This window comes from Halorubrum xinjiangense (assembly GCF_049604745.1).
Classification (GTDB): Archaea; Halobacteriota; Halobacteria; order Halobacteriales; family Haloferacaceae; genus Halorubrum; species Halorubrum xinjiangense_A.
Genome location: NZ_CP187140.1, coordinates 1648232 through 1661195 on the forward strand (window position 1 = coordinate 1648232; position 12964 = coordinate 1661195).

14 protein-coding genes are annotated in these 12964 nt (G+C 71.4%); 3 read left to right on the forward strand and 11 right to left on the reverse strand.

Features of this window, described 5'->3' with window-relative positions:
* Nucleotides 1–2: 2 nt before the first annotated feature.
* From ACOZ35_RS09485 to ACOZ35_RS09500, 4 genes are all read right to left on the reverse strand, one after another.
* Complete coding sequence (locus tag ACOZ35_RS09485; RefSeq protein WP_424013373.1) at nt 3–890, reverse strand: 16S ribosomal RNA methyltransferase A; 888 nt, start codon at nt 888–890, stop codon at nt 3–5.
* A 49-nt stretch (nt 891–939) separates the two neighbouring features.
* Complete coding sequence (locus ACOZ35_RS09490) at nt 940–1548, reverse strand: DUF655 domain-containing protein (protein WP_424013374.1); 609 nt, start codon at nt 1546–1548, stop codon at nt 940–942.
* Between the two features lie 139 nt (nt 1549–1687).
* Nucleotides 1688–2044, reverse strand: a complete 357-nt coding sequence (locus ACOZ35_RS09495; protein WP_424013375.1) for an RNA polymerase Rpb4 family protein — start codon at nt 2042–2044, stop codon at nt 1688–1690.
* Nucleotide 2045: 1 nt separating this feature from the next.
* Nucleotides 2046–2339, reverse strand: a complete 294-nt coding sequence (locus tag ACOZ35_RS09500; protein WP_006112901.1) for a 50S ribosomal protein L21e — start codon at nt 2337–2339, stop codon at nt 2046–2048.
* A 275-nt stretch (nt 2340–2614) separates the two neighbouring features.
* Here ACOZ35_RS09500 and mptA point away from each other — a divergent pair, with 275 nt between their 5' ends.
* The gene (gene mptA, locus ACOZ35_RS09505) at nt 2615–3541 is read left to right on the forward strand and encodes a GTP cyclohydrolase MptA (RefSeq protein WP_424013376.1); all 927 of its coding nucleotides are present in this window, start codon (nt 2615–2617) and stop codon (nt 3539–3541) included.
* A gap of 489 nt (nt 3542–4030) precedes the next feature.
* Here mptA and ACOZ35_RS09510 read toward each other — a convergent pair whose 3' ends face one another.
* The 3 genes from ACOZ35_RS09510 to ACOZ35_RS09520 all read right to left on the reverse strand — a co-directional run bounded on the left by ACOZ35_RS09510 (nt 4031) and on the right by ACOZ35_RS09520 (nt 7091).
* Complete coding sequence (locus tag ACOZ35_RS09510) at nt 4031–4837, reverse strand: TrmB family transcriptional regulator (protein ID WP_424013377.1); 807 nt, start codon at nt 4835–4837, stop codon at nt 4031–4033.
* Nucleotides 4838–4962: 125 nt separating this feature from the next.
* Nucleotides 4963–6621, reverse strand: a complete 1659-nt coding sequence (locus ACOZ35_RS09515) for a DUF255 domain-containing protein (RefSeq protein WP_424013378.1) — start codon at nt 6619–6621, stop codon at nt 4963–4965.
* Nucleotides 6622–6869: 248 nt separating this feature from the next.
* Nucleotides 6870–7091, reverse strand: coding sequence for a hypothetical protein (locus tag ACOZ35_RS09520; RefSeq protein ID WP_424013379.1), 222 nt, complete (start codon nt 7089–7091; stop codon nt 6870–6872).
* A gap of 314 nt (nt 7092–7405) precedes the next feature.
* Between ACOZ35_RS09520 and ACOZ35_RS09525 the strand changes: the two genes are divergently transcribed.
* Nucleotides 7406–8467 (forward strand): asparaginase, encoded by a 1062-nt coding sequence (locus tag ACOZ35_RS09525; protein ID WP_424013380.1) that lies wholly within the window; start codon nt 7406–7408, stop codon nt 8465–8467.
* Between the two features lie 131 nt (nt 8468–8598).
* The gene (locus tag ACOZ35_RS09530) at nt 8599–9234 is read left to right on the forward strand and encodes a hypothetical protein (protein WP_424013381.1); all 636 of its coding nucleotides are present in this window, start codon (nt 8599–8601) and stop codon (nt 9232–9234) included.
* 66 nt (nt 9235–9300) lie between these two features.
* On the opposite strand, the gene ACOZ35_RS09535 is transcribed toward ACOZ35_RS09530, so the two are convergent.
* The 4 genes from ACOZ35_RS09535 to ACOZ35_RS09550 all read right to left on the reverse strand — a co-directional run bounded on the left by ACOZ35_RS09535 (nt 9301) and on the right by ACOZ35_RS09550 (nt 12963).
* On the reverse strand, nt 9301–10515 hold the full coding sequence (locus tag ACOZ35_RS09535; protein WP_424013382.1) for a carbohydrate kinase family protein: 1215 nt from the start codon (nt 10513–10515) through the stop codon (nt 9301–9303).
* Nucleotides 10512–11483 (reverse strand): ribose 1,5-bisphosphate isomerase, encoded by a 972-nt coding sequence (locus ACOZ35_RS09540; RefSeq protein WP_424013383.1) that lies wholly within the window; start codon nt 11481–11483, stop codon nt 10512–10514. Before ACOZ35_RS09540 ends, ACOZ35_RS09535 begins: the two co-directional genes overlap by 4 nt.
* A 77-nt stretch (nt 11484–11560) precedes the next feature.
* Nucleotides 11561–12253, reverse strand: a complete 693-nt coding sequence (locus tag ACOZ35_RS09545; RefSeq protein ID WP_424013384.1) for a class II aldolase/adducin family protein — start codon at nt 12251–12253, stop codon at nt 11561–11563.
* Nucleotides 12250–12963, reverse strand: coding sequence for an HAD family hydrolase (locus ACOZ35_RS09550; protein WP_424013385.1), 714 nt, complete (start codon nt 12961–12963; stop codon nt 12250–12252). Before ACOZ35_RS09550 ends, ACOZ35_RS09545 begins: the two co-directional genes overlap by 4 nt.
* Nucleotide 12964 lies beyond the last annotated feature (1 nt).

Here is a 12964-nt window from a genome sequence, read left to right on the forward strand (position 1 = left end):
CGTCACGCCTCCGTCGGGGACCCGCGCTCCCGGGCCAGCTCCGCCAGCGCGGCGAACGCCGCCGGCTCCAGCGTGCCGGGACGGCTGGCGAGCAGCTCCTCGTCGGCCGCGTCGACCACCGCCTCGGGGTCGTCGAGCCCGGAGATGTGCGCCGTGTTCCGCACCGCGTTCCGCACCGTCTTGCGACGCTGGGTGAACAGCGCCTTCACGAACCGAAGGAAGAACGCCTCGTCGCCGACGGCGTAGTCGGGGGCGCGGGGAGTACAGCGCACGACGGCGCTCTCGACGGCCGGCTGTGGGTCGAACGCCTCCTTCGGGACGCGCTCGACGATCTCCACGTCGGCGTAGTGCTGCGCCGACACCGAGAGCCGGCCGTATTCGGACTCGCCGGCGGACGCGACCATCCGGTCGGCGAACTCCGCCTGGAACATCAGTACGAGCGGCTTCTTCTCCGGGAGCAGCCGGAAGGCGATCTCCGAGGAGACCCCGTACGGGAGGTTGGCGACGCAGGCGGTGAACGACGGGAGCTCGACGTCGAGCGCGTCGCCCTCCACCACGTCGAGGCGCCCGTCAGCGACCGCGGCCGCGAACTCCTCGCTGAGGAACTCGGCGAAGGCGGCGTCGCGCTCTATCACCGTCAGGCGCCCCGAGGCGTCGCTCGCCGTCGCCAGCAGGCGGTCGGTGAGCGCGCCCGCGCCGCCGCCGATCTCGAGGAGGTGACTGGGGTCGGCGCCCTCGGGGAGGTAGCCGGGGATCCGGTCGAGGACCCGGTCGTCGACGAGGAAGTGCTGGTCGCGGTCGGGGTCCGCCCGCGCGCCGGCCCGCCTCGCGAGCGCGTCGGGGTCGCGGCTCCCGTACGCGGCGCCCTCACCCGTCGATGAGTCGGTCATAGCCGGGGTACACGCGGTGTTCGGGTAAAAGCCTCGTTTCGGGAGCGGCTCAGTCCTCGCGGCCGACGAACGTCCGGTACTTCAGGTCGTCCTCGCGGATCTCCTCGACGATCCGTTCGAGGATCACCTCCCGCGGGCGGTGGAGCCCGGAGATGCGCTCCTCGACGTCGTCGAAGCTCTCGAACGGCCCGCGCTTCCGCTCGTCTAAGAGGTCGTTCCGCAGCTTCTTGCCGATCCCCGGCAGCAGGTTCAGCTGGTGGAGCCGGAGGGTGATCGGCCCCGCCTCGTTGTAGAAATCGACGAAGCGCTCCTCGTCGGCCCCGACGATCGCCTCCGCGGCGTACTCGATCTCCGCGGCCGCGTTCCGGGTGAGGTCGTCGAACGACACCTCGCGGTAGCGGCCGACGTCCGGGCCGTCCAGCGCGATCTGGGCGCCCACCGAGACGTCCGCGTCGTCGGCGAGCGTCAGCTCGTACAGCGCGAACGAATCGACGCCGAGCCCGTACGCCACCGGCGACTTACTGGACTGCGGGCGGTCGTCGTCGGGGCGCCCGTTCGGCAGCACGTCGAGCAGGACGGCGGTCGGGCCGTCGTCTGCGGCGGCGTCGCCCCCGCTCTGATCGTCGGCCGGCGTCCCGTCGCCGTCGGCGTGGTTCATGTATCGTTTATCGCTCCGAGCGGTGAAAAAACCGCTGGGGAGACGGGACGTCGCGGCGGGAAATCTGGCGAGTCGGGAACGGAAGCGCAGGGCTCGGGAGGGGAGGAGAGAAGATCGTGCGAATCGGCGCGGGCTGCGGTCAGGCGTACTTCGCGACGACGTTGAGGATCTCGTCGAGCTCCTCGCCGTCGAGCGAGTAGCGCTCCTGGGCGAACACCGAGCGGAGCTCGGTGCGGTCCTCGGGGAGCAGGTCGGTGATCTTCACCGCGGTCGGCACGTCGATCTGGTCGAGCTCGGCCAGCTCCTCGACGAGCTCGCGGGACTCGTCGGCGTCGAGCTTCGCGAACCGGTTGACGTGCTCGATCGCGCGAGCCAGCTCGTAGCGGAGGTCGCGGTCCTCGTCTTCCGCGCGCTTGTCTTCGATCTCCACGAGGATCTCCTTCGCCTCGGAGGTGGTGACGTACTCCTCGTCGAGCTTCTCTTTGAAGATGGTCATCTCAGTTCTGCTGAGCCCGCATGTGGGCGGCGGTGACGATGAGCGTCTTCGTCTTGCCGCCGTCCGGGATCTCGACTTTGAACGCGGAGCCCTGCTTGCCGACGACGGTGCCGGTCCGACCGTCGAAGCGCGGGTGGAAGCGCCCCTTGGGGACGCTCGGGTCGATCTTGAGGTGGACCTGCGACCCCTCGTCGAACTCCTGGATCGCTCGCTGCGGCGGGGAGGTGCCGCGGTTGCGGGGTTTGTTCGAGAGCTTGTCGCGAGTCGCCTTCTGCGGCCCATTGGAACTCGGCATGGTCTTGGGATACCTTCCGCTGCCGCCGTTATAAATCGTGCGTTACGGTCCGCAGGACGTGGAGCCCTCACACACGCGCTGATCGGCGGATCAGCGCGATTCCGGCGACCCGCGATTCCGGCGACCCGCGATTCCGGTGGTCCCGCGATTCCAGCGGTTCCCTCCGCACGCCTCATCGGTCGGGCGCCCGCGCGGCCGACTCGCACGCGCGCGACTACCAGACGCACCTCCCCCTTCCGAAAGGGCTAATCCCGACAGTCCCTATCATGTTCGTAATGAGTCATCAGCTGCCGGACGTACAGGCCTCGTCGCCCGACGTCACCGTCGGGCTCTCGCAGGTTGGCGTCACCGGCGTGGAGAAGCTCGTCAAGCTGGCGCGCGGCGACAAACGCCCGATCGTCCTCATGGCGGAGTTCGAGGTGTTCGTCGACCTCCCGAGCGGCCGGAAGGGGATCGACATGTCGCGGAACCTCGCGACGGTCGACGAGATCTTAGAGGACATCACCCGGGAGGAGGCGTACCGCGTCGAGGACGTCTGCGGCGACGCCGCCGAGCGACTCCTCGAAAAGCACGACTACACCACCACCGCCGAGGTGTCGATGTCGGCGGAGCTGGTCACCCGCGAGGACACGCCGGCGTCCGGCATCGAGACGCAGAGCACGGCGACGATCGTCGCCAGCGCCGAGGCGACGGAAGACGGGACCCGCGAGGAGATCGGCGCCGAAGTGACGGGGATGACCGTCTGCCCCTGCTCGCAGGGGATGAGCGAGTCGCGGGCCCGCGACAAGCTCGCCCAGCTCGGCGTCGACGAGGAAACGACCGAGGAGTTCCTCGACGCCGTCCCGCAGCCGGGCCACTCCCAGCGCGGCCACGCCACCCTGACGATCACGACCGACGGGCACCCGGACGTGGACCTCCGGGACGTGATCGACGTCGCCCGCGACTCGATGAGCGCGCGGATCTACAACATGGCAAAGCGGCCCGACGAGGACCACATGACCTACGAGGCCCACGCCGACGCGAAGTTCGTCGAGGACTGCGTCCGCGCGCTCGCTGAGGGGACCGTCGACGAGTTCGGTCACCTCTCGGACGAGGCCGTGATCCACATGAAGCAGTCGAACGACGAGTCGATCCACCAGCACAACGCCCACGCCGAGCGCGAGGTCCGGCTGGGCGACCTGCGAGACGAACTCGATCGATAGGTGCGGATTGTCGCGGCCGCTGAGCCTTTTTAAGTGAATTTGGGTATTGTTTTCGGCTATTTATAAGTAGACAGTAGTGGTGCGGTGAAGACCGCCAAAGCCCCAGTCGCTCGCTTATAAATAATCGATACCGGATCGGCCGCGAACGCCTCCAAAGCCCCAGCCGCTCGGCTATACGTAGATGCTTCCTGATCGGTGACGAACACCTCCAAAGCCCCAGTCGCGAGGCCGCAGTACGCTCGTTGCGCGCTTCAATCGCTCACTCCGTTCGCTCCTTCCAGTGCTTACGTCGCCTACTGCGGCCTCGCGACTGCCCCTTTGAGCCCCACCCGACCGCACCGCAACCACAGCCTCACACCTCCCCAGCCTCGTCGGTGGTCCTCCGCTTCGCTCCGGACCACCGACTCCCTCGCGCGTGCGACTCGCGCCCTACGGGCGCTCGTCGGCACGCGCCGCCGCACCGCCGTTTATATACAGTCGTTGCTACCCCTATCCGAACGTCAGCGGCTCCGCCTCGGCCCAGCGCGGCTCGAACTGGTCTTTGACACTCGTCGCGAACTCGATGTCTTTCACGTCAATCATCGCGAACGGCTCGTCCGCCGACAGCGGGTGCGGCACCTCGATGCACACCTCTATCTCGTCGAACACGTTGAACGTCCCGTCGACGCCCGGGATCGTCCGGACCTCGAACCCCTCCATGTCGGCCAGCTCCGAGGTGTACCGGCGGCCGACGCTCCGCGGGAGCTCGTCGACCGTCGCCGGCGACAGCAGCACCCGGATCTCCACGCCCCGGTCGAGCGCGGCCTCCAGCTCGGCGGTCACGCGCTCGCCGATCGTACCGAGATCGAAGCCGGTCGCGGGCGCGCCCGCGACCACGACGACCCGGCGCTCCGCGGCGGCGATCCGCTCTAAGAGGAGGTCCGTCGCCTCCTCGGCGCCGACCGCCGCGGTCCAGAACTGGCCGTCGACCGGCTCGCCCGCGTCGAGCTCGGTCGAGAGCTCGTCGACCACCGACTCGTACTGCTCGGCCTGCGTCCGCAGCTCCTCCTTCTTCTCGTCGAGCAGGCGGTCGAGCGCGGCGTCCGGCTCGACCGCGACGTACTTCTTCGGTCGGCTCGCGGCCTGACTGCGAACGAGGTTGTGTTGCTCTAAGCTGTTGAGCACGTCGTAGATCCGCCCCATCGGGACCTCGCTGGCCCGCGAGAGGTCCTTCGCCGTCGTCGGCCCGGTCCGGAGGAGCGCGCGGTACGCCCGGGCCTCGTACTCGGAGAGCCCCAGGTCGCGGAGAGATGCCATACCCGCGAATGCCGCGGCACCCGTATAAACGCGTCGCCCGTTTACGATCCGGACCGTCGCGTCGGGCGCGACCGCGGGCCGCGACGCTGACATCGACCTCGCGTCGGTCCAGCGCGTTCCGAGCGTCAGGCCAGCGTGGCCCCGACCCGCTCCATCAACTCGTCCGGCGTTTCCGCCGGCTCGGAGGCGCCGTCGCCGGCGAGGACGACCGCCGTCCCCTCGGGAACCGTCCGCGGCGCCGGCGCGTCGGCCTCGTGGGCGTTCGGCGCGATCACCTTCTCGTGGTCAGCGACCCGCCACGCGGCGCGGTGGAGGTCGCTCCCGGGCTCGGTCCCGACCGCGATGACGGTCGTCCCGCGCCGGAGCCGTCCGGCGAGGCTCCCGTAGTCGGCGACCTGAACGCTCAGCCGCTCGGTGGCGCCGGCGAACGCCTCGGCTGTCTCCCGGGCGACCTCGCGGTAGCGCTCCTCGCCGGTGAGCGCCGCCAGGTCGAGCAGGGACGACGCCATCTCGACGTTGGCGTCGAGCGGGCGGAACGACCGGTCGAGCAGCCCCGGCCCCGAGCGCGGCCCGTCGACGAACGACCCGTCGACGTGAAGCCGGTCTATCGCCCGATCCGCGACCGCGCGGGCGACGTCGGCTCCCTCGCCGCGCACGCCGGCGGCGCGGACGTACGCCCCGATGACGCGGGCGGCGTCCTCCAGCAGGTCCGACTCGCCGGCGTCGTCGCTACCGCGGTAGTGGGTCACTTCGCCGCTGTCGGCGTCGATCAGGTCGCGTTCGAGGCCGTCGAGGATTCGGTCGGCGTACTCGCGGGCGTGCTCGTCGTCGGTGTAGCCGGCCACCGCGAACAACGCGTCCGCGGCGAGTGCGTTGCCGCCGGCGAACACCGTCAGGTCGCGACGCGGTTCGTCGAGGTCGGCGCGGTCCTCGGCCGGCGCGGCGTAGTAGGCGCGGCCGAGTCCGGGCCCGAGGCTGCCGCCGACGCCGTAGCCGGTCCAGAGCTCGTCGGTGAGGAAGCCGACGGCGTCGAGCGCGGGGTCGAGGTACGCCTCGTCGCCGGTGTAGAGGAAAGCGTTCGCGAACGCCCGAGTCACCGCGGCGTTCGTGTCGAGCGGCTTCTCGTAGGCCACGTCGCCCCAGTCGCGGGTGCCCGCGTACCGGAAGAACCCGCCGTCGACATCGTCGGTAAGGTGGTCGCGGACCGCGTCGAGCGTCCGGAGCGCGCGGTTCCGGTCGCGCTTCAGCGCGAACTCGACGGTCCGGGGGAGCGGGAACTTCGCGTCCGTCCCCCAGCCGGCGTTCTCGGCGTCGTACTTCGCCTCCAGCTGGCCCGCCAGGTGGCTCTCTATCTCGTCGGTCACCTCGCCGCAGGGCGGCAGGTCGGCGTCGAGGGCGCGGGGGACGCGCCCGGCATCGCGGCCCTTGTCGGCCCACATCTCTCGGACCGATTCGAGGACCTGCCGCATCCCGTCGACGTCGAGGTAGCCCGCGCCCGTCAGCAGCTTCCCCTCGGGCGTGAGGAAGGCGGTCGTCGGGAATCCGCCCATGTTGTACCGCTCGCGCACCCGCGGGTGGCGGTCGACGTCGACGCGGACGGGGACGAACCCCTCGTTGACGTTGGCCGCGATCCGCGGCTCCGCGTAGGTGATCGCGTCCATCTCGTGACAGCCCTCACACCAGGTGGCCGACAGCGAGAGCAGCACCGGGCGGTCGCGCTCGTCGGCCTCGGCGAACGCCTCGGGGCCCCAGTCGCGCCACTCGACGCGGGTCTCGTCGCTCATACGCCCAGTCGGATCGGGGCGGGGGTAAGCGCTTCGAGAGCGGGACGCTGGGGGGAGGAACGAAACCGGAGGAAGGGCGGGAAGGCAGGAGGACGGGAGAGCGAGAAGGCGGCAGGGCGGAGGGCGGGAGAGCAGAGGAGAGCGAACAGAGGTGGAGGGCGGAGGGCGAAGCGCCGGTGTCCACGCGACGCGTCGGCGATCGGAGGGCGGTTCGGATCGGCTCTCGGCGAGCGGTCAGGTGTCGACGGTCAGCGCTTGTAGTCGTGGCCGAGCGCGAGCGCGAGGGCGTTCGCGACCAGCAGCACGACGAACAGCTGTCCGGTGCCGCCGTCGAGCCCCGAGTACAGCAGGGCGGGGTACGTCGCTGGGATGGCGATGGCCGCCCAGAAGGCGGCGGCCTTGACGGTGCCGGTCATCAGCCCGGCGAGCCGTTCGCCGGAGGCGATCTGGGTGGGAGCGGGGGTTGACATGGACACCTCTCCGTACGACGGGGGACCACATATAGCCCGACGAGGGTTCGACGAATTTCACCACATTTCTCGGTTGATCGGGACATTTTAAAACCGCCTCAGAAATATTTTAATTGTTTATCGAGCCAGCTAACCCTTTGTTTCGGGATCGGCGGTGGTCCGACAGTCTCGGGGCAATCCGGGCGTTCCGAAGCGACCTAGCCCCTGTGGACCGCCGGAACCCGGCGGCGGGTGACGCTCGGAGACCGACGCGCGCGGCGCGGGACGACTGCCGCGGCACCAACCGATTTGTCCGTCGGGCAGCGAGGTGGGGTATGACCGAGACCGATCGCCGCGACCGACGCGAGGACCGGAGGGATCCAGACGACGCGGCCCCGCGCACCGACGGCGGCCGCCCGCGGGTGACGGTCGTCGCCTGCGGCGGCACCATCGCCTCCGAGCCGGGCGACGACGGCGCAGCCCCCGAGAAAACCGGCGACGACCTCGTGGCGGCGGTGCCGGCCGTCGCCGACCACGCGCGAGTGACGACGGGGGAGGTGTGTTCACAGCCCGGGTTCGACGTCCGCTGGCGGGACGTGCTCGCGACGGCGACGGCCGCGCGCGACGCGGTGAGAGAGGGCGCCGACGGCGTCGTCGTCACCCACGGGACGGACACGCTGGCGGACACCGCGTTCGCGCTCGATATCCTCACCGACCTCGACGCGCCGGTCGTCGTCACCGGCGCGCAGCGCCGGCTCGACGAGCCCTCCAGCGACGTGCCCGCGAACCTCGCGCTCGCGGTCCGGGCGGCCGCGGACGACCGGTTCGCCCCGGGCGTTCACGTCGCGTTCGACGACGAGCTCCACGCCGCCCGCGACGTCGTGAAGGGCCACAGCAACGCGCTGTCGACGATGACCTCGCCGGGGACGGGACCGGTCGCGACGTTCACCCGCGCGGCCTCCCGCCTCGTCCGGGCGCCCGAGCGCGGCGTCGCGGTCGACCCGCTCGCGGACGCGATCGAGGGCCCCGCAGACGTGCCCGAGGTCCCGGTCGTCCACTCGGGGACTGGCGTCGGCGCTGGGGCGCTCGAACGCGCGCTCGACGCGGGCGTCGGCGGAGTCGTCGTCGAAGGGACCGGCCTCGGGAACGTCACCGGCGCGCTCGGCGACGCGATCGGCGAGGCGGTCGAGCGGGTTCCGGTCGTCGTCGCCGGGCGACCGCCGGCCGGGCCGACGGAGCCGGTGTACGGGACGCCGGGCGGCGCCGTCACGCTCGCGGACCGCGGGGTGACGTTCGCCGGCGACCTCCCGGCCGCGAAGGCGCGCGTCGCGCTCGCGCTCAGTCTCGCGGCCGACCTCGACGACGAGGGGATCGAGGCGCTGTTCGCGCCGGCGTGAGACGGCCGCGTGCGGGGTGAGCCGACCACGGCACGCCGACGCGAGCGACGGCGAGACCGCCCGCCGAGATGGGTCAGACGGGCGTTTGCGTTTACACGAAGGCCTTATGCGTCGGCCGCGTACTGGGAGGTATGACTCAGTTCACGCGACGTGCCGCCCTCTACGGCGTCGCCGCCGCCGGTAGCGCTGCGCTCGCGGGGTGTACCGGTGCCGGCGATCTCGGCCCGGGTGGGAGCGGGACGGATGGGGGCGACGGCGACGACGGGGGAGACGGAGGTGACAGCGACGGGACCGACGGGGAGGACGGTGCCGACGGCACCGCAGACGACGTGACGACGGCCGTACAGCAGGTCGGTTCGGCCCTCTCGGGCCCGGGATGGGACCGAACCGAGCGGCGCGGCTTCTGCGTGCTGATCGCCGAAGCGGGGGACGCCTCGTGGCTGCTCGACGAGGCGCCCGAGGAGGCCCGCGCGTTCGTCGAGGAGACCGACTTCGCGGAGTCGGTGCTCTGTTACGTCGAGTCCGTCGGTCCCGATACCTGTCACGACGAGATCGCGTTCGACGGGATCGCGGTCGAGGACGGGACCCTCCTCGCGGACGCGACGGTTCGGGGGGCGGAAGGCGAGGACGTGGTCTGCGGCGAGGCGATCACCTACTCGGCCGCGCTGCTCCGCGTCACGAGCGACCCGCTCCCCGACTCCGCGAAGCTCTCGGTCACCGACGGTTGGGGCGAGACGGGGACCGTGCGCGACACGGACGAGATCTGAAACCTGAACCGGCTTCGCGACGGCGCCCGGCCCGACGGAGAGTGCGGCCGACGGGCGCCGATTGCGTCAGGCGCGGACCTCGATGAGGAGGTCCGTCTCCGGCGACTCGCCCATCGTCTCACGGACACGGTCCCACGAGAGGTCGGTCCGCGCGGTCACCGACTCGGTCGCGACGGCGCCGCAGGCGTTGCCGACCAGAATCGGCACCTGGTAGTCGCGCGGGTCGTGCGAGAACCCGTCGCCGGTGATCTCCGGCTCGCGCAGCGCGGCGGCGAGGAACCCGGCCGCGAAGGCGTCGCCGGCGCCGGTCGTGTCGACCGGATCCACGTCGAACCCCGGATGCGAGACGCTGCCGTGCGGCGTCCGCACCGTCGCGCCCTCGTCGCCGAGCTTGATCGCGACGACGCGGTCGTCCGGCTCCCACGGATCGACGTCGGTCGCCGCTTCGAGCGCGTCGGCCTCGCGATCGTTTAAGAACAGCACGTCGCTCGCGTGGAGCGCGGCGTCGAACTCGCGGTCCGCGACGCGGCGGCCGGGGTCGAAGCTCCGCGTCGCGCCCGCCTCCGCGGCCGCCGTCGCGAGCGCCGCCGCGGTCTCGGGCTGTTGCCCGGTCAGGTGGAGGTGGTCGGCGGCCGCGAGCGTGTCGCGGTCGAGCCCGGCCGCGGAGAACGACTCGTTGGCGCCGTCGTTCGCGAGCATGAGCAGCTCGCCGCCGCCGTCGACGATGACGTACTTCACCGAGGTGGGCTCGTCGGCGTCGACCAGCACCTGCCCGGGGTCGACGCCGGCGCTGGCGAGCTCGCGCAGCGCGAGTGCGCCCGACTCGTCGCCCCCGACGCTGCCGTAGACGACCGACTGACCGCCGAGGTCGACGAGCCCAACCGCGACGTTCGCGGCGCTGCCGCCGCCGGACTGTTCGAGCCGGTCGATCCGCGTCTCCCCGTCCGGCTCGGGCAGGCTGTCGACGTGGATCGTCACGTCCCAGTTGATGTGGCCCGCCGAGACGACCTTCGGCACGCGGTCGGCGTCGTCGGGGGTTAGGTCGGGGTCGCGGTCGACCGCGGGATCGACGTCGTCGCCGGCGGGAGCGGCGGCGTTATCGCCGTCGCCGGCGTTATTGGCGGAAGCAGCGGCGTTATCGGCGGAAGCAGCGGTCCTATCGCCGCCGTCTTCGCGGGCGTCTCCTTCCCACTCGTCGACCTCGCGGTCCCATTCCGCGACCGTCTCGTCCCAGTCGTCGGATCCATCGCCGTCGCCCGCGGGGTCGTCGCGGCCGCTCATGGTTCCGCCCACGGCTCCGCGGCGCCCTCGCCGAACAGCTCGCGCATCAGCGTCACGATGCTCTCCGGGGGGAACTGCCCCTGCTCGGTGACGATCGCGTCCATGTACCGCGGCGGCGTCACGTCGAACGCGGGGTTCTCGACGCCGATCTCGCCGATCGCCTCGCGAGCTTCGGGGTCGATCACCTCGCCCTCGTCGCGCATCTCGATCTCGACGGTGTGACCCGTCAGCGTCTCCGGGTGGAGCTTGATCGTCTGGGCTGCGGTCATGATCGGGACGCCGCGCTCGCGGGCGTTGACCGCGAGGCCCGAGGTGCCGATCTTGTTGATGACGCCGCCGTCCGCGGCGATCGAGTCGGCGCCGACGACGACGTGGTCGACCTCGTCGAGGTAGCGCCGCGCCGCGGAGTCGACGATGAGCGTGACGGGGACGCCCGCGTCGCGGAGCTGCTCGGCGGTGATGTGCCCCTGCTGGCGCGGGCGCGTCTCCTTGACGACCGCCGAGATCGACTTCCCCTGCTCGACGGCCGCCTCGATACACGCCAGGGCGTCGGTGGAGTGGCAGTGTGTCATCACCGTGTCGCCGTCCGCGAGGCGGTTCGCACCCACCTGTCCGAGGTCCTCCTGCGCGCGGTCGAGCTGGTCGACGAACGCCTCGCTCGCGTCGACGACGCTTCGGCGGAGCCGGTCGACCGAGTCGCCCTCCATGCGCTGGAGGACGTACCGGAGCGCGTTCGGCAGCGACACCGCGGTCGGGCGCGTCTCGCGGAGGGACCGGGCCGCGGCGCGCAGCGACGCGCGGAACGCCTCGGGGTCGCTCGCGGTCGCGTCCGCCTCGGCCGCCGCCTCCGCCTGCTCGGCGAGCGCCTCCGCGGCCGCGGACGCGATGGTCGCCGCGCCGCGGATCTCCATCGTCGCGATCGACTCGGCGGTCTCGCGGACCGCCGGCGCCGGCTCGGTGTCTGTCATACCGATCCGGTAGCCGCCCGTGTATTTATAAAACCGGCCGACTGGCGGAGCCGCCGGCCGGCTCGGCGATTCCCACCCTACTCCGCGTCCGGCTGCTGCCCGTAGCTCTCGAACCGCTCCTCCACCGTCGCCATCTGCTCGTCCGTGAGGACGTGCGGCTCGCCGACGGCGGACGCGCGCAGGTAGAGCCGGCAGATGTCCTCGACGTGGTGGGTGTTCTCGACCGCCGTCTCGATATCGGGACCGGTCACCACGAGCCCGTGGTTCGCGAGGATCGCAGCATCTGAGTCGGCCTCGGCCATCGCGGCGACGACGTTCGCGGCCAGCTCCTCGGTGCCGTACGGCGCGTAGTCCGCCAGCGGGACCTCCCGGCCCACGGCGGCGATCATGTAGTGGATCGGCGGGAGCTTCTGATGGAGCGTCGCCATCGTCGTCGCCCACGGCGAGTGCGTGTGGACGATCGCGCCCGGCCGGTCGTGTTGATAAATGCCCGTGTGCATCGGCACCTCGCTCGACGGCGCCATCCGCCCGGCCAGCCGCTCGCCCTCCAGCGAGACCACGGGCACGTCGGCGGCGTCGAAGGAGTCGTAGGGGACGCCGGTGGGCGTGACCGCGACCGCGTCGCCGTCGCGAACGCTCAGGTTGCCGGTTCGACCGGGCGTCAGGTCCGCGAGCGCCGGCGCGTACTCGACGACGGCCTCGCGCGCCTCGCGCAGGAGGTCGGGGTTCGCGTCGGAGTCGGGACCGCCAGCGGCGCCGTCACGGGTCACGCCGCCACCTCCGTCAGGTCGGCGAGCGCGTCGAGCCGGTGGTCCGGGCGCTGCGCCTCGGAGAGGTCCGCGTCGGCGGGCGCGTCGCCGTCGGCGACGAACAGCGCCGAGTCGAGCCCGACGGCGTTCGCGCCGGCGACGTCGGCGTCGACGTTGTCGCCGACCGCCAGCGCCTCGCTCGGGGGGCAGTCGAGCTCGGCGAGCGCGCTCGTGAAGGGGAGCGTGCTCGGCTTCTCGCGGCCCACCTCCTCGGAGGTGACGAGCAGGTCGATCCGGTCGTCGAGCCCGAGCCGCACGAGCTTCCGCAGCTGAACCCGCGTCGTGAGGTTCGTCACGATCGCGACGTCGGTCCCCGCCGCGTCGAGGGCGTCGAGGACCGCCTCGACGCCGTCACAGAGCGACATCGCCGCGAGGTAGCCGTTCCAGTAGGCGTCGCCGGCCGCCAGCGCGCTCGCGGGGTCGGGCTCGCCCGCGCGCCGGTACAGCCCGCGCTTGAAGTAGACGTGGCGGTCGTGAGAGGCCGCGGTGGTGCGCGTCTCGCGTTTGGCCTCCCGGCGGCCGGTCGCGTACAGCTCGTCGAACGCGTCGCGGTCCAGCTCGTACTCCCGCTCGCGGAGGGCGTCGAGCGCGGCCCGCTTGCCCGCCTCGTTACAGGGGGCGTACGGGTACAGCGTGTTGTCGAGGTCGAAAAGGACTGCCTCGTAGCTCATG